This is a genomic window from Actinophytocola sp. (assembly GCF_009379765.1).
Lineage (GTDB): Bacteria > Actinomycetota > Actinomycetes > Mycobacteriales > Pseudonocardiaceae > Actinophytocola.
In genome coordinates, this window is the sequence record NZ_WHTD01000004.1 from 84,231 (window position 1) to 105,096 (window position 20,866).

Annotated in this window: 24 protein-coding genes; 12 read left to right on the forward strand and 12 right to left on the reverse strand. The window is 71.9% G+C overall.

Annotated elements, in window-relative coordinates:
* The 3 genes from GEV28_RS02165 to GEV28_RS02175 are packed head-to-tail and all read left to right on the forward strand — an operon-like array spanning position 1 to position 2,458.
* Positions 1–981, forward strand: a complete 981-nt coding sequence (locus GEV28_RS02165) for a cupin domain-containing protein (RefSeq protein ID WP_367115016.1) — start codon at positions 1–3, stop codon at positions 979–981.
* A complete protein-coding gene (locus GEV28_RS02170; protein ID WP_291407998.1) occupies positions 981–1,799 on the forward strand; it encodes a fumarylacetoacetate hydrolase family protein in 819 nt (272 codons plus the stop codon). The genes GEV28_RS02165 and GEV28_RS02170 overlap by 1 nt, the downstream gene beginning before the upstream one ends.
* Positions 1,796–2,458 (forward strand): maleylpyruvate isomerase family mycothiol-dependent enzyme, encoded by a 663-nt coding sequence (locus GEV28_RS02175; protein WP_291408001.1) that lies wholly within the window; start codon positions 1,796–1,798, stop codon positions 2,456–2,458. Before GEV28_RS02170 ends, GEV28_RS02175 begins: the two co-directional genes overlap by 4 nt.
* A 5-nt stretch (positions 2,459–2,463) precedes the next feature.
* Here GEV28_RS02175 and GEV28_RS02180 read toward each other — a convergent pair whose 3' ends face one another.
* The 8 genes from GEV28_RS02180 to GEV28_RS02215 form a co-directional block, all read right to left on the reverse strand.
* Complete coding sequence (locus GEV28_RS02180) at positions 2,464–2,901, reverse strand: GNAT family N-acetyltransferase (RefSeq protein WP_291408003.1); 438 nt, start codon at positions 2,899–2,901, stop codon at positions 2,464–2,466.
* A gap of 15 nt (positions 2,902–2,916) precedes the next feature.
* Positions 2,917–3,741, reverse strand: coding sequence for an ABC transporter permease (locus GEV28_RS02185; RefSeq protein WP_291408005.1), 825 nt, complete (start codon positions 3,739–3,741; stop codon positions 2,917–2,919).
* A complete protein-coding gene (locus GEV28_RS02190) occupies positions 3,738–4,523 on the reverse strand; it encodes an ABC transporter ATP-binding protein (RefSeq protein WP_291408007.1) in 786 nt (261 codons plus the stop codon). The genes GEV28_RS02185 and GEV28_RS02190 overlap by 4 nt, the downstream gene beginning before the upstream one ends.
* A complete protein-coding gene (locus GEV28_RS02195; protein ID WP_291408009.1) occupies positions 4,523–5,557 on the reverse strand; it encodes an ABC transporter substrate-binding protein in 1,035 nt (344 codons plus the stop codon). The genes GEV28_RS02190 and GEV28_RS02195 overlap by 1 nt, the downstream gene beginning before the upstream one ends.
* Entirely contained in the window at positions 5,554–7,029 is a 1,476-nt protein-coding gene (locus GEV28_RS02200) for a UbiD family decarboxylase (protein WP_291408011.1), read from the reverse strand. The genes GEV28_RS02195 and GEV28_RS02200 overlap by 4 nt, the downstream gene beginning before the upstream one ends.
* Positions 7,030–7,057: 28 nt before the next feature.
* Entirely contained in the window at positions 7,058–8,284 is a 1,227-nt protein-coding gene (locus tag GEV28_RS02205) for a flavin-dependent oxidoreductase (RefSeq protein ID WP_291408013.1), read from the reverse strand.
* 67 nt (positions 8,285–8,351) lie between these two features.
* Positions 8,352–8,819 (reverse strand): hypothetical protein, encoded by a 468-nt coding sequence (locus GEV28_RS02210; RefSeq protein WP_291408014.1) that lies wholly within the window; start codon positions 8,817–8,819, stop codon positions 8,352–8,354.
* Positions 8,807–9,376: a UbiX family flavin prenyltransferase gene (locus GEV28_RS02215; RefSeq protein WP_291408016.1), complete on the reverse strand. Its 570-nt coding sequence runs from the start codon at positions 9,374–9,376 to the stop codon at positions 8,807–8,809. Before GEV28_RS02215 ends, GEV28_RS02210 begins: the two co-directional genes overlap by 13 nt.
* Positions 9,377–9,433: 57 nt before the next feature.
* On the opposite strand from GEV28_RS02215, the gene GEV28_RS02220 reads away from it, so the two are divergent.
* Both GEV28_RS02220 and GEV28_RS02225 read left to right on the forward strand, forming a co-directional pair.
* Positions 9,434–10,183, forward strand: coding sequence for an IclR family transcriptional regulator (locus tag GEV28_RS02220; protein ID WP_291408018.1), 750 nt, complete (start codon positions 9,434–9,436; stop codon positions 10,181–10,183).
* Between the two features lie 268 nt (positions 10,184–10,451).
* Entirely contained in the window at positions 10,452–11,057 is a 606-nt protein-coding gene (locus GEV28_RS02225; protein ID WP_291408020.1) for a 1-acyl-sn-glycerol-3-phosphate acyltransferase, read from the forward strand.
* 117 nt (positions 11,058–11,174) lie between these two features.
* Here GEV28_RS02225 and GEV28_RS02230 read toward each other — a convergent pair whose 3' ends face one another.
* Positions 11,175–11,744 carry a TetR/AcrR family transcriptional regulator gene (locus GEV28_RS02230; RefSeq protein WP_291408022.1) on the reverse strand — a complete coding sequence of 190 codons (570 nt, stop codon included), beginning with the start codon at positions 11,742–11,744 and terminating at the stop codon, positions 11,175–11,177.
* A gap of 139 nt (positions 11,745–11,883) precedes the next feature.
* Between GEV28_RS02230 and GEV28_RS02235 the strand changes: the two genes are divergently transcribed.
* From GEV28_RS02235 to GEV28_RS02250, 4 genes are all read left to right on the forward strand, one after another.
* Entirely contained in the window at positions 11,884–13,422 is a 1,539-nt protein-coding gene (locus GEV28_RS02235) for an MDR family MFS transporter (protein WP_291408048.1), read from the forward strand.
* A gap of 10 nt (positions 13,423–13,432) precedes the next feature.
* On the forward strand, positions 13,433–13,927 hold the full coding sequence (locus GEV28_RS02240; protein ID WP_291408024.1) for a universal stress protein: 495 nt from the start codon (positions 13,433–13,435) through the stop codon (positions 13,925–13,927).
* 93 nt (positions 13,928–14,020) lie between these two features.
* Positions 14,021–15,121 carry a glycoside hydrolase family 3 N-terminal domain-containing protein gene (locus tag GEV28_RS02245; protein ID WP_291408026.1) on the forward strand — a complete coding sequence of 367 codons (1,101 nt, stop codon included), beginning with the start codon at positions 14,021–14,023 and terminating at the stop codon, positions 15,119–15,121.
* An 18-nt stretch (positions 15,122–15,139) separates the two neighbouring features.
* Positions 15,140–15,565, forward strand: a complete 426-nt coding sequence (locus GEV28_RS02250; protein ID WP_291408028.1) for an ASCH domain-containing protein — start codon at positions 15,140–15,142, stop codon at positions 15,563–15,565.
* Here the strand turns inward: GEV28_RS02250 and GEV28_RS02255 are convergent.
* On the reverse strand, positions 15,562–17,751 hold the full coding sequence (locus tag GEV28_RS02255) for an MMPL family transporter (RefSeq protein WP_291408030.1): 2,190 nt from the start codon (positions 17,749–17,751) through the stop codon (positions 15,562–15,564). The two genes, GEV28_RS02250 and GEV28_RS02255, sit on opposite strands and share 4 nt — an antisense overlap.
* A 160-nt stretch (positions 17,752–17,911) precedes the next feature.
* Between GEV28_RS02255 and GEV28_RS02260 the strand changes: the two genes are divergently transcribed.
* Positions 17,912–18,529, forward strand: coding sequence for a TetR/AcrR family transcriptional regulator (locus GEV28_RS02260; RefSeq protein WP_291408031.1), 618 nt, complete (start codon positions 17,912–17,914; stop codon positions 18,527–18,529).
* Between the two features lie 303 nt (positions 18,530–18,832).
* Here the strand turns inward: GEV28_RS02260 and GEV28_RS02265 are convergent, their stop codons facing one another.
* Both GEV28_RS02265 and GEV28_RS02270 read right to left on the reverse strand, forming a co-directional pair.
* A complete protein-coding gene (locus tag GEV28_RS02265) occupies positions 18,833–19,144 on the reverse strand; it encodes a hypothetical protein (protein ID WP_291408033.1) in 312 nt (103 codons plus the stop codon).
* A 220-nt stretch (positions 19,145–19,364) separates the two neighbouring features.
* The gene (locus tag GEV28_RS02270) at positions 19,365–19,763 is read right to left on the reverse strand and encodes a MarR family winged helix-turn-helix transcriptional regulator (RefSeq protein ID WP_291408035.1); all 399 of its coding nucleotides are present in this window, start codon (positions 19,761–19,763) and stop codon (positions 19,365–19,367) included.
* Between the two features lie 65 nt (positions 19,764–19,828).
* Between GEV28_RS02270 and GEV28_RS02275 the strand changes: the two genes are divergently transcribed.
* On the forward strand, positions 19,829–20,380 hold the full coding sequence (locus GEV28_RS02275) for a TetR/AcrR family transcriptional regulator (protein WP_291408038.1): 552 nt from the start codon (positions 19,829–19,831) through the stop codon (positions 20,378–20,380).
* 280 nt (positions 20,381–20,660) lie between these two features.
* The coding region (locus tag GEV28_RS02280; RefSeq protein WP_291408040.1) for a hypothetical protein at positions 20,661–20,866 on the forward strand (206 nt) is incomplete at its 3' end.

Here is a 20,866-nt window from a genome sequence, read left to right on the forward strand (position 1 = left end):
ATGACTCCACTGTGGACCCAACGCGAGGACCTGATGACCGAGTCGCCCCGGCCCAAGGCCGTGCCGGCGCTCTGGCGATGGTCCACGCTGTACCCGCTGGCCGAGCGGGCGGGCGAGCTGGTGCCGGTCGGCCGCGGCGGCGAGCGCCGGGCGATCGCGCTGCGGAACCCGGCCATCCCCGGCGACCCGTACGCCACGCCGACGCTCTGGGCCGCGATCCAGTACCTCGGCCCGCGCGAGGTCGCGCCGTCGCACCGGCACAGCCAGACCGCGTTCCGCTTCGTGGTCGAGGGCGAGGGCGTCTGGACCAACGTCGAGGGCGACGCCGTCGCCATGCGCCGCGGCGACCTGCTGCTCACCCCGAGCTGGCACTTCCACGAGCACCACAACACCACCGACCACCCGATGGCCTGGATCGACGGCCTGGACATCCCGCTGGTCAGCAAGCTCGACGCCGGGTTCTTCGAGTTCGGCCCGGACCGGCTCGGCACCACCGAGACGCCGGCCCGCTCCCGCAACGAGCGTCTCTGGGGGCACCCGGGGCTGCGGCCGGTGGGCGCGCAACCGCGGTCGGCCAGCTCGCCGCTCGCCGCCTACCGCTGGGAGCACACCGACGCGGCGCTGGCCGCGCAGCTGGAGCTCGACGCCACGGTCACGCCCGGCCACGCGGCGGTCCGCTTCACCAACCCGGCCACCGGCGGGGACGCGCTCACCACGATCCGCACCGAGATGCACCGGCTCCGTTCCGGGCACGCCACCGCCGCCACCCGGGTCGTCGGCTCGGCCGTGTGGCAGGTGTTCGCCGGCACCGGCCGGGCACACGTCGGCGACCAGACCTACGAGGTGGCCACGGGCGACCTGTTCGCGGTGCCGTCGTGGGCGCCGCTGCGCGTGGAGGCCGACGACCAGCTCGACGCGTTCCGCTTCTCCGACGACCCGGTGTACGAGGCACTCGGCCTGGCCCGGCGGGAGGACGTCTGATGCGCCTCGCCACCATCCGCACCGCCACCGGAACCCGGGCGGTGCGCGTCGAGGAGACCGACGCGGTCGAGCTCGGCCACGCCGACCTCGGCGAGCTGTTCCGGCGTCCGGACTGGCGGGCCGAGGCGGCCGAGGCGCAGGGCCGCCGGCACCCGGTCGGCGAGCTGGACTACGCGGTGCCGGTCACCAGTCCCGACAAGGTCATCTGCGTGGGTCTGAACTACCGCAACCACATCCTCGAGATGGGCCGCGAGCTGCCGACCCACCCGACGCTGTTCGCCAAGTACACCGGCGCGCTCATCGGCGCGTACGACGACATCACGCTGCCCGCGGTGTCCTCGGCCGTCGACTGGGAGGCCGAGTTGGGTGTCGTGGTCGGCAGGCCGCTGCGGCACGCCTCGCCCGAGGAGGCCGCGGCAGGCATCGCCGGCTACACCGTGGTCAACGACGTGACCGCCCGCGACTACCAGTACCGCGGCGCACAGTGGTTGCAGGGCAAGACGTTCGAGGCCACGACGCCGGTCGGCCCGTGGGTCGTCACCCCGGACGGCGCGCCCGAGCACGCGCTGAGCTGTGCCGTGGACGGCGAGGTGGTCCAGCGGGCGAGCACCGGCGATCTGGTGTTCGGCCCGGCCGACCTGCTCGCCTACGTCTCCGAGATCATCACGCTGCTGCCCGGCGACATCATCGCCACCGGCACCCCCGGCGGCGTCGGCCACGCCCGCACTCCCGCCCGCTACCTGACCGACGGTGCGGTCCTCACCACGACGGTCGCCGGCGTGGGGGAGTGCCGCAACGTCTGCCGATCCGCGAAGTGACCGCGCTCGACCTGGCCCGGGCCGGCGAACGCGTGCTGCTCGCCGCGTTCGACCGGCCCGTTCGGCTGCGGGCGCCCTCCGGGTTGCCGGGCTGGACCCGCGCGCACCTCGTCGCGCACCTCATCGGCAACGCAGGCGCCCTGGGCAACCTGCTGGCCTGGGCCCGGACCGGCGTCGAGACCCCGATGTACGCCACCCGCGCGGCCCGCGCGGAACAGATCGGCCGCGACGTCCAACGCCCGGACGATTGGCTGGTGACGACCATGCGCGAGTCGTCGGCGTCGCTCCTCGACGCGATGACCGAGCTGACCCCGGCGCGGTGGGACCACCCGGTGCGCAGCGCGCTCGGCCGGTCGATCACCGCGGCCGAGGTGCCGTGGATGCGCGCCCGTGAGTCGTTCGTGCACCTGGTCGACCTGGACCTCGGCGTCACCTTCGACGACCTCCCGGCGGAGTTCCTCGAGCCACTGCTCGACGACGCCACCCGGACGGTCGGCGGCAAGGCCGGCTGCCCGGCGTTGCGGCTGGTCGCCGGCCCGCACTCCTGGCCCCTGGCCGGCGGCGGCGCCGAAGTGACCGGCACGGTGGCCGACCTCGCCGCCTGGGTGACCGGCCGGTCCCGGCCCGCCGGCCGCCCGGCGCTGCCGGCCTGGCTGTAGCCGGCTCAGCCGAGTGGAACGACGTACTGGATGAAGCCGCGGTTCTCGGCGACCTGGTCGTAGAGCCGGCGTGCCGTGTGGTTGTCCGCCTTGGTGTGCCAGTACAGCCGGGCACACCCCTGCTCGCGGGCCCACTCTTGGACGGCCGTGATCAGCGCGCGGGCGACGCCGTGGCCTCGGGCGGCCGGGGTGGTGAACAGGTCCTGCAGGTAGCAGGCGTCCGGCGCCGTCGTGCTCGCGTGCACCAGAAAGTGCGCGATGCCGACCAGTCGGCCGTCCAGCCGGGCGCCCAGCGCGCGCATCAGCGTGCCGGCCCGGAACTCACGCCACGCCCGGTCGTACACCGCGGCGGGCAGGACCCGCTCGTAGAAGGTGTTGTAGCCCTCGAACAGGTCCTGCCACGCCGGCCGGTCGGTCGGGTCGAGGCCGCCAACGGTGATCACGGGCGATCAGCGTAGTCAGCCGTCGCGGCCGGTCAGCGAGCGATGCCAGGGCGCGATCCACCGCTCCAGCAGGCCCACCAGCCCGGTCAGGATCAGGGCGCCCACCATCAGCACCACGACCGCGGCGAACATCCGGTCCGGCTGGAAGGTGTGGCCCGCCTCGACGATCACGCCGCCGAGGCCGCCGAGCGCGGTGAAGAACTCGGCGATCACGATGCCGATCACCGCCTTGCCCACGCCGATGCGCAAGCCCGTCATGATCGACGGGATCACCGAGGGCAGCACGATGGACCGCAGGATCAGCCGCTGCGACGCGCAGAACGCGGTGCCCACCTCGGTGAGCGTCCGCGGGATCGCCTGCACACCGTGCCAGGTGTTGATGACGATCGCGAACACCGTCATCGTCGCGACGATCGCGGTCTTGACCGTGTCCTCCAGGCCGAACCACAGCACGAACACCGGGGTCAGCGCGATCATCGGCAGCGAGTAGCCCGCCACCACCAGCCACCCCAGCGCCGCCTCGACCACCCGGAACCGGCCGATCAGCAGGCCGACGGGGATCCCCACGACCACCGCCAGCACATAACCCGTGAGGAACGGGCGGGACGTCGCGCCGATGGCCGTCCACAGTGTCCCGTCCTGCGCCATCGACACCAGTGCGGACCACACGCGGGACGGGGGAGCGGCCAGGATCGGGTTGAGCGAACGCCCGACGATCTCCCACACCACCAGCAGCACCACGACCGACAGGGCGGTCACCGCCCGCATCCCGAGCCGCCGGTGGGACCGCACGGGCGTTGCCGCGGCCTGCGTCTCCGTCGGCACGACGACGGCGGTCATCGCAACGCTCCTTCGATCTCGATGCCGTGGATCAGCTGGTACAGCCGGTGCCGCTGCTCCATGAACTCCGTGGAGCCGCGGCGCTCCGCCACCGGCCGCGATACGTCCAGCCCGGTGTCCAGAATGGACTGGACCCGCCCCGGTGACGGTCGCATCGCGATCACCCGGTCGGCCAGCAGCACGGCCTCGTCCAGGTCGTGGGTGACGAACACGATCGTCTTCCCGGTCGCCGCGTGGATGCGCAGCAGCTCGGCCTGCATGCTCTCCCGGGTCTGCGCGTCCAGCGCGGAGAACGGCTCGTCCATCAACAGGATGGCCGGGTCGATCGCCAGCGCCCTGGCCATCCCGACCCGCTGCCGCATCCCGCCGGACAGCTCGTCCGGCCGGCGGTCCGCCGCGTCCGAGAGTCCGACGAGCGCGAGGTACTCCTCGGCGACCGCGCGGCGCGAGGCACGCGGCACCCCACGTGCCTCGAGTCCGAACTCGACGTTGCCCCGCGCCGTCCGCCATGGCAGCAGCTCGGCGTGCTGGAACACGATCCCGCGGTCGTTGCCGCAGCCGGTGACCACCTTGCCGTCGGCGCTCACCTGTCCGGAGGTCGCCGTGTCGAGCCCCATGATGATCCGCAGCAGCGTCGTCTTGCCGCATCCGGAGTGCCCGGTCAGGGCCACGATCTCCCCGGCGCCGACGTCGAACGACACGTCGTCCAGCGCGTGCACGTCCGGCCGGCGGCGGCCCGGGAACACCTTGCTGACCTGCGACACGGTCACGGCGGCGGACATCAGGACTCCTTCGCGCCGTAGTAGGTCTCCGGCACCTCGCCCAGGTCGGCGATCGCCTTGGCGCGGAACGAGTCGTCGATCAGCGACGCCGTGTCCACCGGCGCCTCCGCGAGGCCGAGCCGCTGCTGGAGGTCGGCCAGGTACTCGATCTGGCGCACCGGGATCGACCCGTTCGCCGCGAGGTAGCCGCCGTCCCTGTACTCGGTGTAGGTCGAGGTGATCTCCTCGGCGTCGGCGGGCAGGCTCAACGCCTTCGCGGTCAGCGCGTTCGCCTCGTCCTCGTGGTCGAGCGCGTACCGGATGCCCTCGACGAGCCCGGCGATCAGCCCGGTCACCGCGTCCGGCGCGCGCTTCAGCACGTCCGAGCGGGCGATCAGCGCGTACCGCGGGTAGTCCGGCACCACGTCCCTGGCCTTGGCCAGCACGGTCACGTTGTCCTTCCGCGCCTGCGCGATGAAGTCCAGCGGTGAGGAGGCCGCGTCGATCTGGCCGGACACCACGGCCTTGTACCGGTCGGGCGACCCACCGGAGTTCACGAACTTCACCGTCTTCAGGTCGACGCCCGCCTGGGACAGCATCTCCTTGGCCACGATCGCCGGCAGCGCGGTCGGGGTCGAGATCCCGACGGTCGCGCCGGACAGGCTCGCCAGGTCCTTGTGGCCGGGCTTGGCGTAGATGACGTAGTTGAGCCCCGGCATGGTCGAGCCGATGAACTTGATGTCCGCGCCGCGCTGCTTGGCGAGCAGCGCCTCGCTCGGGTTGCCCTGGATGATGTCGACCTGGCCGGACAGCAGCGCGGGGAACGCCTGCTGCGCGCTCTTGAACTTGACCACCTCGACCTTGGCGCCGTGCTTTTCGAAGAAGCCCTTCTCCTGCGCCATCAACAGGTACCCGGCGTCGGTACCCGGCTCGTACATGCCGTACTTGATCACCTGCGGGTCGTCCGAGCCGGTCGACGAGCTGCCGCAGCCGGCGGTCACGCCGAGCACGCCGAGCAGCACCGCGAGGCACGTGAGAAAACTGCGCTGTCTCATCGTCGTCCTTCTTTCACACCGGCCAGACCGTCCAGAACGGCGGCGAACTTGTCGGCCACCCGCGCCCGGAGCTCGGGGCTCGCCTCCGCGACGGGTGGGAACTCGGCGATGCGCTCGAACGGGCGCACCGCGCTGACCACGGCGCGGGAGTTGCGGTTGACCCCGGCCGGAAGCCGCGGGTCCAGCGGCCCGCTCCACGCGCCCCGCACGATCTCGATGTCCTCGGCGGGGTCGCAGCGGGTGGACATCGCCCACAGCACGTCGAAGGTGTTGGCCGGGTCGATGTCGTCGTCCACCACGACCACGAACCGGCCGAGGTAGGAGCCCGACTGGCAGCTCGCGGCCAGCAGACCCGCCTGCCTCGCGTGCCCGGCGTAGGCCTGCCGGATCGCGATCACGTTGAACATCCGGGCCGCGCCCGCCTCGTGGCACCACACGCCGGTGACGCCCGCGAGCCCGGCCCGCTCGACCTCGTCCCAGATCATCCCGGCCTTCATCACGCACTTGCTGTAGGAGAAGTTCGACGGTGGCCGGATGGGGGAGGCGACGGTCATGATCGGGTCGGTCCGGTGGTAGATCCGGCGGACCCGCACCACCGGCTGGTCGCTGCGACCGCCCGCGTAGTAGCCGGTGAACTCGCCGAACGGGCCCTCCGGCGCGAGGTCGCCGGGGTACAGCTCGCCCTCGAGCACCAGCTCCGCGCGGGCCGGCATCGGCAGCCCGTGCAGTTCGGAGCGGACCACCTCGAACGGGCGGCCGCGGTGCCCGCCCGCGTAGTCGTACTCGGACAGTCCGTAGCGGATCTCGTTGCCGGAGGCCAGGAACAGCAGCGGGTCATGACCGCAGGAGATCAGCACCGGGCACGGTTTGCCCTGTGCGAAGTACTTGTCGCGGATCTGCCGGCCCTGCTTGCCCGGTGAGGTCCACAGGCCCACCCGGTCCGGTCCGTGCACCTGCACCCGGTACGTGCCGACGTTCACCCAGCCGTCGTCCGGGTCGGCCATGACCACCGCGTCGTCGGTGCCGATGTAGGGGCCGCCGTCGAGCTCGTGCAGCGTCGGCGCGCCGAGCGCGGTGACGTCGACCTCGTCGTCGCGCAGGACGTTCTCGAGGATCGGGCCGTCGTCGACATACTCCGGCGGGATCGGCTCGTGGGTCTTCATCCGGTCCCGGTAGCTGCGCACGACGTCCATCGGGTGGCCCGGTCGCGGCAGACCGAGGGTGAGCGCGAGCCGGTTGGCCGAGTTCGTGGCGCCGGACATCAGCCGGTGCCCGCTCGGGGCGCCGACGACGTCCTCGAACAGCACCGCCGGGCCGCCCTCGCCGCCGTGGTGCGCGATCAGCTCGACCAGCGTGCCCAGCTCGAGGTCGATGTCCACACCGGACACCCGGACCAGCTCGCCCGACTTGTCGATCCGGCTGATCAGCTCACGCAGGTCGGCGTGGGGCTCGTCGTATTCGTGGTATGTCATGCCACCGCTCCTTTGCGGACGGTCCGCGTCAGGTTCCGTCGCCGGATCTGGCCGCGCCGGTGATCTTGCGGTACCGGTCCGCGATCTCCGCCAGCTCGTGTTCGCTGATCACGTCCTCGATGGTCGTGAATGGACGGTCACCGGTACGCTGCCACACCTCTCGGAGGATCGCGTCCGGTGGGTTGGTCCGGTTCATCCGCACGACCTCGGCGGTGGCCGGGAGTCGCTCGGCCTCGTACGCGGCGAGTGCGGCGGCCGGGTCGGTGGCCGCCGCGAGTGCCTGGCCCAGCACCTCGGAGTCCACAATGGCCTGCCCGGCGCCGTTGGAGCCGCGGGGAACCATGGGGTGGGCCGCGTCGCCGAGCAGGGTGACCCTGCCGAACGACCAGCGATCCAGCGGCTCCTGGTCCACCATGGGGTACTCGAGGATGGTCTCCGAGGACCGGAACATGGCCGGTACGTCGAGCCAGTCGAACGTCCAGTCGGCGAAGGCGTCGACAAAGTCGGCGAGCCGGCCGCGCCGGTTCCAGTCCCGGGTGGCGTGCCGCGGCGTCTCGATCTCGACCACCCAGTTGAGGAGCTGGTTGCCCTCGGCGTCGACATCGTCGCGGATCGGGTAGACGACGAGCTTGCCGGTGGTGAACCAGCCGGCGCGGACCATGCTGGCGCCGGAGAGGAACGGCTTGCCGCGGGTGGTGCCGCGCCACATGTTGATGCCCGAGTACACCGGGGCGCCCTCGTCGGGGTGCAGATGCCTGCGCACCACCGAGTGGATGCCGTCACAGCCGACGAGCACGTCCGCGCGGAAGGTCCGCGCACCGCCCGCGGTGTCCACCTGGACGTCCACACCGGACTCGTCCTCGGTGAGCCCGACGCAGCGGTGGCCGGTGTGCACCCGGTCCGGGCCCAGCCGGTCGAGCACCGCGTCGAGCAGCACCTTCTGCAGGTCGCCGCGATGGATGGACACCTGCGGGTGGTCGAAGCCGGCGAGCGTGCCGCACGGCTCGCGGTGCACGAGCTGGCCGAACCGGTTGAAGAACACCGACTCCCGGGTGACCACGCCCGCGCCGGCGAGCGCGGTGTCGACGTCGAGGTCGGCGAGGATCCGCATGGCGTGGGGCAGCACGTTGATGCCCACCCCGATGCCGGCGATCTCGTCGACCGCCTCGACGACCCGGCAGTCGATGCCCACGCGGTGCAGCTGCAACGCGAGGGTGAGCCCGCCGATTCCGGCCCCGACAATCGTCACGTTCACGAAGGGAACGGTAGGTCGGCCGTTCGCTATGTGGAACTAGGAGCCGACGAAATTCGACACAGCGGAATCACGGCCGAACGGACCGGTCGCGCAGCGCGACGAGGGCGGCCCGGGTGCCGGCCCACCGCTCGTTCGCGGCGATCGCCGGCGTGGCGTGGAACTCCATGGGACGCAACGGGATGCCGAGCGAGTCGCGCATGTGCCAGACGACCTCGCAGGTGAGGCAGGCGAACCCGGGGTGCTCCTCGGTCGCCAGGACGCGCAGCTTCGCGTAGTGCGCCACCTCGCCGTCGGCGGCGATGAGCGTGGCCGTGCCGGTGCGCGTGAGGTTGGCCCGCGCGGTCGTGCTGGCGATCGCGACGAGCAGCGCGTCGCCCGCGGGCAGGAGCTCCGGGGTGCACAGCAACATCACGTGCGGGAAGCCCGCCTCGTCCACGGTGACGAACGGGAACGCCTGCTCGTCCAGGTCCGGTTCGGGCCACGGCTCCAGCAGGCGGGCCAACCCAGGGTTCAGGTCCGGGCTCACTCCGTCCACCGGCGGAACGTGGCGTTGGGGATGCGGAACTGGTCGAGCACCTTGCCGCAGGTCTGGCGCAGGAGGTCGTCGATCGTCTCCGGCCGGTGGTAGAACGCGGGCACCGGCGGGAGGATCGTGCCGCCGGCGAGGGTGACCGTCTCCATGTTGCGGATATGGATGAGGTTCAGCGGGGTCTCGCGGGTGACGAGCACGAGTGGGCGGCGCTCCTTGAGCGTCACGTCCGCCGCGCGAGCCACGAGGTTGTCCGAGTTGCCGGTGGCCACCGCGGCCAGCGTGCGCATGGAGCACGGGATGACCACCATGCCGGCGACGGGGAACGAGCCGGACGAGATCGACGCGCCCAGGTCATGTGCGTCGTAGACGACATCGGCGAGTTTCTCGACCTCCGCCGGGTCGGTCCGCAGCTCCAGCTCGATGCTCTTGCGCGCGCCGGTGGACAGCACCAGGTGGGTCTCGACCGCGCCGAGCTCGCGGGCGATTTTCAGGAACGTCACGCCGAGCTGCGGGGCGCTCGAGCCGGACATGCCGACCACGAGCCTGGTCGATTCGGACATGCGGGGAGCGTACGCCGAGTATTGCCCAGCGGAACATGGCGGCAATACAGTTCGAGTATGGGGAACGACACCTCCGGCGCCACGTCGGTCGACAAGGCACTGGCGTTGGTGCTGCTGCTCAACGAGGCCCAGCAGATCCGGGTGAGCGAGGCAGCGGACGCGCTCGGGGTGGCCCGGTCCACCGCGCACCGGCTGCTCAACCAGCTCCGGGCGCGCGAGTTCGCGGTGCAGGACGGCCGGCGGGTGTACCGGCCCGGCCCTGCGTTGCGGGCGCTGACGTCGACCCCGAGCACGCTGCCGGACCTGCGCCGCGCGCTGCACGACCACCTGCTGAGCTGCAGCAAGCAGGTCAGCGAGACCGTGCACCTGATGGTCCTGGAAGGCAACGGCGTCCGGTTCGTCGACGGTGTCGAGGGTCCGCACACGCTGCGCGTCGGCCCGCGCACCGGCGTGGTGCTGCCCGCGCACTGCACATCGGGAGGCAAGGCCCTGCTCGCCGCGCTGTCCCCGGACGACCTGCGGGCGCTCTACCCGCGGGGTCTGCCGCGCAGCAACGACAACGCGGTCGCGACGCTGCCCGCGCTGATCCGTCACCTCGCGCAGGTCCGCCGCCGCGGCTACGCGACCAACATCAACGAGAGCGAGCGCGGCATCTCCGCGATCGGCTGCCCGGTGATCGACGCGACGGGCCGCACGGTCGCCGCGATGGCGATCGCCGCGCCGTCCGCCCGGTGTTCCCGGGAGCGGATCGGTGAGCTGGCGCCGCTGCTGGCGGACGCGGCGCGGGAGGCGGGCCAGGAGCTGTAGTTCTGTATCCTGGGTCGGTTTGTCGAGACGGGAGAGGGCCTTGCTGACCCAGTTAGGGCGTGTCTCGTGGGTCTTGGTCGATGGGATTCGTGATCCAGATGTCTCCTGGCAAGGCGGCGGAAGGTCGCGCATACCGGGTTGTATTCGGGCCTTTCGACAACGCGGCCAGGGGGCAGCTGGGCGCGAATACCACGATCCAAGATCCGCGAGACATGGCCTAGTCCGTTATGTCCTGGCGCCGCTGGCGCGGCTCGGCTACCGGCCGCGCGTGGAGGGCTTGTCGAACGTGCCCGCGTCGGGCCCGGTGATCATCGCGGCCAACCACCGCGCGGTCCTCGACACGGCGGTGATCTCGCTGGTGGTCCGCCGGCAGGTCCGCTTCCTGGGCAAGGCGGAGTACTTCACCGGTCGCGGCTTGCGCGGCCGGCTGATGGCGGCGTTCGTCGACGCGCTCGGCTTCGTCCCGGTGGAGCGCGGCAACGCCCACGCCGGCCTCGCCGCGCTGAACGCCGGCCAGAACGCGCTGAACGCGGGTGGCGTGTTCGCGATCTACCCAGAGGGCACCCGGTCGCGCGACGGCCGGCTCCACCGGGGCCACACGGGCGTGGCGGTGCTCGCGCTGACGACCGGTGCCCCGGTGGTGCCGGTGGCCTTGTTCGGCACGGAGAAGCTGATGCCCCGCGGTGGCAAGATCCCGCGGCCGGCCAGGGTGGCGGTGCGGTTCGGCGAGCCCTTGGACTTCACCGCGGTGACCGAGCGCAACCTGCGCGCCCGCCGCGCGGTCACCGACGAGGTGATGGCCGCGATCCGCGAGCTGTCCCAGCAGGAGTACGTGAACACCTACCACCGCCGCCCGGACGAGAACATCGCCTGACCCACCCAGAACCCGCGAGTCCAACACCCAGAACCCGCGAGTCCAACGTTCGGGACCCGCGAGTCCAACGTTCGCGGGTCGGGAACGAGGGACTCGCGGGTCGGGTGCGCGGGGCGGTCAGTGGAAGCGGACTCGGTGCAGGAGGCGGTCGATCAGATCCGGCAGTGCGAACTCGCCGGCCTGCTCGAGCCACAGCGCGCCCGCCGTCCGCACCGTCGCCAGGAACGTCGCGGCCATCAGCCGGGCCACCTCCAGGTCGAGGTCGCCCCGGGTGAGCAGCACCTCGGCCAGGTCGCGCTCCAACGCCATCTGGTCGGCCGCCTGCCGGGCCAGCAGCGACGGATGCCTGCGCAGCAGCCGTAGCTGCGCCACCCAGTCCGGGTCCGGCAGGGTCAGGTGTCCGTACAGCTCACCCGCCGCCCGCCGCAGCGCGAGCCACGGCTTCTCGGCCGCCGGCCGCCTGCGGACCAGGTCCAGCATCTGGTGGGTCCGCTCGCGGTCCGCGTGCAGGACCGCATCCTCCTTGTTCGCGAAGTAGTTCGAGAACGTCCGCCGCGAGACGCCGACCGAGTCCGCGATGTCCTCGATCGTCACGCTGTCCAGCCCGCCGGCCATCGCGAGGCGCAGGGCGGCCTCGTGCAGGGACAGCCTGGTCGCGGCCTTCTTGCGCTCACGGAGCGGGCTCACGGACTCCACAGTGCTCACCCTATCGGTGGTGGTAAGTTCCTGTTGTGCAATTTTGCACTCTGCGCAAGAATTGTGCCAAACGGGTACTCGAGGAGGAGGCAGGAAGGGAATGGCCGAGGGGAACGCGGCTGACGAGGTGATGCCCCGCCGGCAGGTGCTGGAGTCACTGAGCGGCCTGCTGCTGGTGCTGTTCGTCGCGATGATCAGCTCGACCGTGGTGTCCACGGCGCTGCCGCTGATCATCGGCTCGCTCAACGGGTCGCAGGCCCAGTACACCTGGGTGGTCACCGCGACCCTGCTGACCGCGACCGCGAGCACGCCCATCTGGGGCAAGCTCGCCGACCTGTTCAACAAGAAGTCGCTCGTCCAGATCGCGATCGTGGTCTTCGTGCTCGGCTCTGTGGCCGCGGGCTTCGCGCAGAACGCCGAGCAGCTCATCGCCGCCCGCGCGTTCCAGGGCCTGGGCGTCGGCGGCCTGCAGGCGCTGGTCCAGGTCGTGATCGCGGCGATCATCCCGCCTCGCGAGCGCGGCCGGTACAACGGCTACCTCGGCGCCGTGATGGCCGTGGCGACCGTCGGCGGCCCGCTGCTCGGCGGTCTCATCGTCGACGTGCCGTGGATGGGCTGGCGGTGGTGCTTCTTCGTCGGCGTGCCGATCGCGCTGGTCGCGTTCATCGTGCTGCAGAAGACGCTGCACCTGGAGACCATCCGCCGCCAGAACGTGCACGTGGACTACGCGGGCGCCGCACTCATCGCGGTCGGCGTGAGCGACCTGCTGATCTGGGTGTCCTTCGTGGGCAACTCCTTCGACTGGATGTCGTGGCAGTCCGCGGCCATGGTCATCGGCGGCGTGCTCGTGCTCGGCACAGCGGTGATCGTCGAGTCCCGGGTGCGCGAACCCGTGGTGCCGCTGCACATCGTGCGCACCCGCACCGCCGCGCTCGCGATCGTCGCCAGCCTCGCGGTCGGCCTCGCCATGTTCGGCGGCGCGGTGTTCCTCGGCCAGTACTTCCAGGTCGGCCGCGGCTACACGCCCACCGAGGCGGGTCTGCTGACCATCCCGCTGATGGCCGGCGTGTTCGTGGCGTCCACGGTGGTCGGCCGGATCATCAGCCGCACCGGGGTGATCAAGCCCTACATCGTGGCCGGCGCCGTCATCCTGGTGATCGGGTTCCTCGGGCTCGGCATGATCGACCACGACACGTCGCTGTGGCTCGTGGGCGGCGGGATGGCACTCGCCGGCACCGGAGTCGGCATGACCATGCAGAACCTGGTGCTCGTGGTGCAGAACTCGGTCGCACTGCGCGATCTCGGCGCGGCCAGCGCGTCGGTCACGTTCTTCCGCTCCCTCGGCGGCACGATCGGCGTGTCGGTGCTCGGCGCGGTGCTGGCCAACCGGGTCACCGCCGACCTCACCGCCGCGCTCGGCGGGCACGGGCTCACGTCCGGCGGCGGGAACACCAGCGCGCTGAATCTGGCCGCGCTGCCGCCGGAGATCCAGCACGTGGTGCGCACCGTGTACGGCGACGCGACCGCGCACATCTTCCTGATCTCGGCGGCCGCGGCGGTGGTCGGTGTCATCGCGGCGCTGCTGCTCAAGCCGATTACCCTGCGCACCACGATCGACCTCGAGAAGGTGAAGCAGGACGACCCGGTGTCCGACCCGATCGTGGGATAGGTGGTTGTTCGTGGGTGGCGGTGCGGCCGACCTGGGCGAGCCCTCCCGGGCGTACGAGCCGACGGTGGAACGGTTCGGCCCCCCGTCGGGGCCGGGGCGGACCATCCTCGTCGGCGTCGACGGCAGCGACACCGCGATGCGGGCCGCGGCCTACGCGTTCGGCCTCGCCCGGCGCCAGGGCTGCCGGCTGCTGGTGGCCTTCGTCGCGACCCGGTCGGGGCTCACCCTGACCGGGCCGGCGGCCGCGTTCGAGCTCCGTACCCAGCAACAGCTGCGCGAGGAGCTGAGCGCGCATGTCCGGTCGGCCGCGGAGGAGCTGGGTGTGCCGGTGACGTTCCTGATGGTGCACGGCGACCCGGTGACGGCCCTGCGTGACGCGGCGGACTGCACCCATGCGGACACCGTGGTGGTCGGCGCGTCGACCAGCGCGGGCCACCGGTTCGCCGGCTCGGTGGCGAACCGGTTGATCAAGGCAGGCCACTGGCCGGTGGTCGTGGTCCCCTGACCCGTTTGTTGGAAACTCACGATCTACTGATGCGATGGGTTATCGTTAACCTACGCAGCGTCGAGGAGGTCGGGTCCGATGGGACGTGGTCGGGTGTTCCGGTGGTTTGCGGCGGTGCTCCTGGTGGCGGGAGCGGTCACGGCGACCAGGGGCGCGGCCGGCGCGGTCGACGCCGTGGACGCCGAGGTGATGGCCTTCGCGCGGCAGGCGGCCGGGCAGCGGGTCGTCTACTCCTACCCGGGGCTCACCCCGCCGGAGAGCCTGCTCGCCCGGATCCGCGCGGGCGAGGCGGCGGGCGTGATCTTCTTCGGCGAGAACGTGTCCAGCCTGACGCAGATCTCGGGGGTCGTGGCGCAGCTCCGGGCCGCGGCCGCGCAGAGCCCGGCGCAGGAGCCGTTGCTGCTCATGACCGACCAGGAGGGCGGCCAGATCCGCAGGCTGCCCGGCGAGCCCGCGTTGTCGCACAAGGACATCGGTCAGTCCGCCAACCCCGGCGCGGCGGCCACGAACGCCGGCCACGGTGCGGGGCAGAACCTCGCCGGTGTCGACATGAACGTGAACCTGGCGCCGGTGCTCGATGTCTTCCACGCGCCGGGTGACCTGATGGACCAGTACGAGCGGTCGTTCAGCTCGGACTCGTCCGCGGTGAGCACGCTCGGCGCCAACTACGTGCGCGCGCAGCAGGCCGAGGGCGTGGCCGCCACCGTGAAGCACTTTCCCGGCCTCGGCACGGCGAACGCGGCCGACAACACCGACACCCGCCCGGTCACGCTGAACGTCTCACTGTCCACTTTGCGCAGTGTGCACGAGGCGCCGTACCAGGCGTCGATCTCCGCAGGGGCCAAGCTCGTGATGCTGTCCTGGGCGGTCTACCCGGCGCTGGACTCCCGCCCGGCCGGGCTGTCCTCCGTGGTAGTCCGGCAGGAACTGCGCTCCCGCAACGGGTTCACCGGCGTCACGGTCTCCGACGCGCTCGAGGCGGGTGCCCTGCGCGACTACGGCTCGACCGGCAACCGCGCGGTGCTCGCCGCCCAGGCGGGCGTCGACCTGATCCTGGCCTCGGCCCGGGACGTGAACCAGGGTGACCAGGCAGCCGACGCCCTGGCCGACGCGCTCGCCGACGGCACCCTCGACAGCGGGGCCTTCGGCGACGCGCTGGCCAGGGTCAACACCCTGCGCGCCGGACTGTCCTAGGTCCGTACCCTGGGCGGCATGGCTCTCGATGATCTTCCCCGGGTCGAGTTCGCGTTCCCCGGGCCGCTGCGCGACCAGCTCGTGGCCGCGATCCTGTCCGGCGCGAAGACCTCGACCTCCGGCCTGGTGATGGACTACGAGCGCGAGAACGAGCCGCTGCCGGTGGCCGGCCAGCGGCTCGCGATCGTGGACTCCGCGGACCGGCGGGTCGCCGAGATCGAGGTGACCGAGGTGCGCGTGGTCCGGCTCGCCGACGTCGACCTGCGGCACGCCGTGGACGAGGGCGAGGGCTACGAGTCCGTCGCGCAGTGGCGGGCCGGGCACGAACGGTTCTGGCACGGCCCGGAGGTGCGCGCGGAGCTCGGCGACTCCGGGTTCACCGTTCACGATGACACCCTGGTGGTCGCCGAGCGGTTCCGGCTGGTGCGCGCCGCGACCGGCTAGACCGGCACCGGGGTCCGGTCCGGCTGGTCCTCGCGCGGCGGCTCGGCGAGCCGCTCGCCCTCGACGTCCACGTTGGGCAGCACCCGGTCCAGCCTGCGGGGCAGCCACCAGGCGCGCCTGCCGAGCAGCGACATCACCGCGGGCACGATCGTCATCCGGACGACGAACGCGTCCACCGCGACACCGACCGCGAGCGCGAAGCCGATCGACTGGATCAGCGTGTCCTCGGCGAAGATGAACCCGGCGAACACGCTCGTCATGATCAGCGCGGCGGCCACCACGACGCGGGCGCCGTGCCGGAAGCCGGCCACCATCGCCTCGCCCGCGGGCGCGCCGTGCACGTACTCCTCGCGCATCCTGGTCACCAGGAACACCTGGTAGTCCATCGCGAGTCCGAAGAGGACACCGATCAGCAGGATCGGCAGCATGCTCATGATCGGCCCGATGCTCTCCACGCCGAGCGCGTCGGCGAGCCAACCCCACTGGAACACCGCGACCACCGCGCCGAACGTCGCGGCGACCGAGGCGAGGAAGCCCAGCGTCGCCTTGAGCGGCACGATCACCGAGCGGAACACCAGCATCAGCAACAGGAACGCGAGCCCGACGATCAGCGCGAGGTAAGGGACCATCGCGCCGGCGAGCTTGTCGGAGACGTCGATGTTGGCTGCGGTCTGGCCGGTCACCGAGATCTCCGCGCCGGTCGTGTCGTGCAGCGTGCCGGCGGCCGCGCGGATGTCGGTGACCAGATCCTCCGTGGCGGCGTCGCTCGGACCGGTTCGCGGGATCACCGTCAGCAGCGTGGTGTCACCGGCGCGGTTGGGCTGCGGCGGCGGGATCGCCGCGACGCCCAGCGCGTCGATCCGCTGCACGGTCTGCTGCACGGCGGCCCGCGGGTCGGTCGCGTCCGCGGTGTCGACGACGACGGTGAGCGGACCGTTGGCGCCCGGGCCGAAGCCCTTGCTCACGAGCTCGTAGGCCTTGTGCTGGCTGGACTCCGGTGCGGAGTTGGCGTCGTTGGGCAGGCCGAGCTGCATGCTCGCGGCCGGCACGGCGACCAGCGCGAGGCCGGCGAGCGCGATCAGCAGGGCGGGCACCCGGCGTCGGGCGACGAGGCGGGCCCAGCGCTCGCCCATGCTGGTCCGGCCCGGCTTGGGCCCACCGCGCAGGCCACGGATCCGGGCGCCGCGCACCCGGTCACCGGCGAAGCCGAGGATCGCGGGGAGCAGGGTGATCGCGATGAGGACCGCGACGACGACGGTGATCGCGGCGGCGACCCCCATCTCGCCGAGGAATGGGATGCCGACGACGGTCAGGCCGGCGAGCGCGACCATCACGGTGAGCCCGGCGAAGACGACGGCCGAGCCCGCGGTGCCGACCGCGCGGCCCGCGGCCCGCTCGTGGCTCTCGCCGCGGGCCAGCTCGTGGCGGTAGCGGGACACGATGAACAGCGCGTAGTCGATGCCGACCGCGAGGCCGATCATCAGCGCGAGCACCGGGGTGTTGGCGTTGAGCTCGAGGAAGCCGGACGCGGTGGTGATGCCGGCCATGCCGACGCCGACGCCGACGAGCGCGGTGATCAGCGGGAGCCCGGCGGCGAGCAGCGAGCCGAACGTGATGACGAGGACGAGCGCGGCGACGAGCACGCCCAGGATCTCGGTGGCGCCGGTCTCGGGCGCGGCACGGGTGGCGTCCCCGCCGAGCTCGACGGTCAGGCCCGCGTCCTGGCCGGACCGGGCGGCCTGTTCCAGCCCGTCGCGGTCCGCGTCGGTCAGCTCGAACGCCTGCTGGTCGTAGCCGACCTGAACCAGGGCGACCGTGCCGTCCCGCGAGACGGCCCCTGTCCGGAACGGATCGGCCACCCGGGCGACCTCGGGGGCGTCCTCGATGGCGGCGACCACGCGCTCGACCGCTGCCTGGTTGGCCGGCGTGGTCAGCGTCTGACCTTCCGGTGCGGCGATCGCGACCCGCGCGGTGCCGCCGCCGATCCCGGCCTCGGGGAAGGTCGTCTTGAGGTGGTCGATGGCGCGTTGGGCCTCGGTGCCGGGGATGCTCACGGCGTTCGTGAACTGGCCGGACAGGCCGACGGCGCCCAGGCCGAGGACGATCAGCAGGGCCGCCCAGACGCCGGTGACCAGCCACCGGCGGCGGAAGGACGCGCGGCCGAGGCGGTAGAGGAATGTCGCCACCTGTGGACTCCTTCGTTGATGTGCTCCCTTCCGAAGCTAGCCGAACGGCAAGCAGGCGCCAAGCCGATCGGCAAGTTTGTGACTTGCCGCACGGCTAGTTGTCGACTTGTCGAATGGCTAGCTGAGAGAGTAGGGTCGAACTCTCAGCGAGGAGGTCACGATGACGGCCATGGCGGCCCGCGACGGTGATACTCGGACCCGGCTGCTCGAGACCGCGCTGGCGTTGTTCACCAAGCACGGGGTCGAGGGCACGTCGCTGCAGATGATCGCGGACGCGTTGGGCGTCACGAAGGCCGCGGTGTACTACCACTTCAGGACGAAGGACGAGATCACCGAGGCCGTCGCCGAACCGGCGCTGCGCCGCCTGGGCGCGATCGTGCGTGAGGCCGGTGCGCTGCGGCGACGGGGCGCGCAGGTCGACCACGTGCTCGCCGGCGTCGTGGACATGGTGATCAGCCACCGCGCGCTCGCGGCGGTGTTCGCCAGCGATCCCGGCGTGGCCAGGGCGCTCGAGCGGTCGCTGCACGGCGAGGAGAACGTGAAGGACTGCCTGACGGAGCTGCTGGTGGGCCCGGACCCCGACCCGGCGACGGCGGTGGCCGCCCATGTAGCCCTGGCTGGCATCGCGCTGGCCGGCGGCTCCCCGGCGTTGACCGACCTGCCGGACGATGAGCTGCGCCAGCACCTCATGGAGTCCGGCCGGCGACTGCTGGGCCGTCCCCGCCGCCGCGGCTCCCACCAACCCGACGACCGGGCGCTGCCCGAGGCGCTCGGGTAGCACGACGAGCCCGGACAGGACGGGAATGGCGGGGTGGAGTGAGGACAACACCATGGCGACGGACACCAGCTGATCGCGTGTGGCCAGCAGGTAGGCCACGAGCGCGAGGGTGGCCGCAGCACCCGACAGCGGCCGCGTCGAGCCGTGCTCTCGCGTTCTCGGCGGGCTCGTCGGTTCGCGCGGTGACGCGCCAGGCGATCGGGAGGACCGCGAGTGTCGCCGTGACGCGGCCGGCCAGTACCGGCCACAGGCCCGCGTCCGGGGTGGCCTGGGCCAGGTACTGAACCGCGATGGCGAGGCTCGTCAGCAGGCCGTCCGCGGCGCCGGCCTCCGCGCTCCCGCGGTAGGACACGAGCCACATCGCCGGACTGCCAGCCCCATGCCCACCATGGCGAGCAACGTCGGCCGGTCGTCGAGCACGACGATGCCGACGCGCACCGGCATGGTCGGTCCGCCGACCGCGGTCACCGCCACCACCACGCGCATCGCGCCCCGGCTCAGGCCGCGGTACAGGAACGCCATGCCGACCCCGGTGCCCCACCCCGGACAACGCGCCCCGAGCCAGGCCCGCCACGGTATGGCGCGCCCCGGCAGCAGCGGCGTAAGCAGGAGCATCAGCACGAACCCGCCCGCCTGGCCGATTAGCGGCGACCACCGCGAACCCCGCCCGCCGGGACAGCAGGCCTCCGGCCAGGTCCGCGATGCCGTAGAGCACCGACGACCCGAGCGAGCAGCGCTCCCATCAGCTCGGCTCGCCTGCTGGCCTCGCCGACCGGGCAGACCGCGTCCGCCGTGCAGGCGGGGCGACCGCACAGGCTCACCCGGTCGTGGAGCTTCACCAGCAGCGCGGACAGCGTTCGGCGAGCCGCTCGCGGTCCGTGTCGTCCACATCGGACAGCAAGTCGGCCAGCGGCTCGGCGCGGGCGGCGAGCAGGCGGCCCGCCGCGTCGACGTCCGGGGCCGTCAAACGGACGCCGACCGCGCGGCCGGCGGTGCCGTGGCGCTGGGCGAGGCCGGCGGCTGTGAGCGAGTCGACCATCCGCGCCGCCGCCGACTGGGTCAGGCTGATGCACCGTCCGAGCTCGGTGACGCTCAGGCGGGGGTCGTCGGCGAGGATCACCAGCGCCGCCGCGCCGCTCACGCCGACCCCGGCCGCCCGGGTCGCGGCCGCCAGCATCAGGTCGGTCACCGCCGGCGGGGTCGCGCCGAGCAGGCTGGCGGGTCGGTCATGCATACCCACGCCGCCGCCCGGCCAACGATGGATTTGGTCGAACGAGCAAGTCTCGCTTGGATGAGCCGATGAGAACCGCCCGCCGCGCACAGATCATCGAGGCGGCCATCGACACGATCGCCGCCGAGGGGCTCGCCCGCGCATCGTTCGCCCGGATCGCCCGCACCGCGGGGCTGTCCAGTACCGGCCTCATCTCCTACCACTTCGCCGGCAAGCAGGAGCTCATGGACGAGGTCGTCCGGCTCGTGGCCGCGGAGTTCGCCGCGTTCGTCGAGGAACGCAGGGACGCCGAGGCCGGGCCGGCGGCAGAGCTCCGCGCGTTCATCGCCGCCAACGTCGAGTTCGCCAGCAAGCACCGCACCCGGCTGCTCGCCGCCCTCGACGTCGCCCGCGCCGAGCGCAAGCCGGCGTTCCAGGTGGACCTGCCCGGCCTGGCAGGGCTCCTGCGGGCCGGGCAGCGCCACGGCGAGTTCCGCTTCTTCGACGTCGACGTGATGGCGATAGCCGTCCAGTCGGTGCTGGACGGCGTGCTCAACCGGCTCGCCGCCGACCAGGACGCCGACCTCGGCGCCTACACCGAGGAGCTCGCCACCTTGTTCGAGCTCGCCACCTGCGGCTAGTCGCAATGCCATACGGTGCCGGTAGCGGGAGCGGAGCTCCGGTAGGAGAGGTCGTCCTCTCCAAGACTTTCTCCAGCCGGGCTATCCGTGGCTGTCCGTGGTCATCTGCGCCGGTGCGGGATCACGGCGACGGTTCCCGTGCTCGCTGGTCACGTCAGTGGCCAGGAAAGGTGGCGGTCGGAGTTCCGCCTGCGGACACGGTGGGTGTGTGCCGACTCGATGGGGTGAAACCGTTGCTGTGAAACGGAAACCGTGCTGCGGTTCGGGTAGAATCGACCATATGTGCGAGCCGATTGTCGATCTACCCGACGACCCCACCCCCGAGGCCATACCGCTGGCGACGGCACGCGGGTTCACGCGAGCGGCCTGGCAGAACGAGGGACACTCATTGGAGCAACTCGCCGTCTACGCGGCGGCCAGTGGTGGCGAGTTCGACGCGCTCGAGGTCGCCGCCTTGTTTCGGATCTCTCTCCGCGCCGCGCAGCA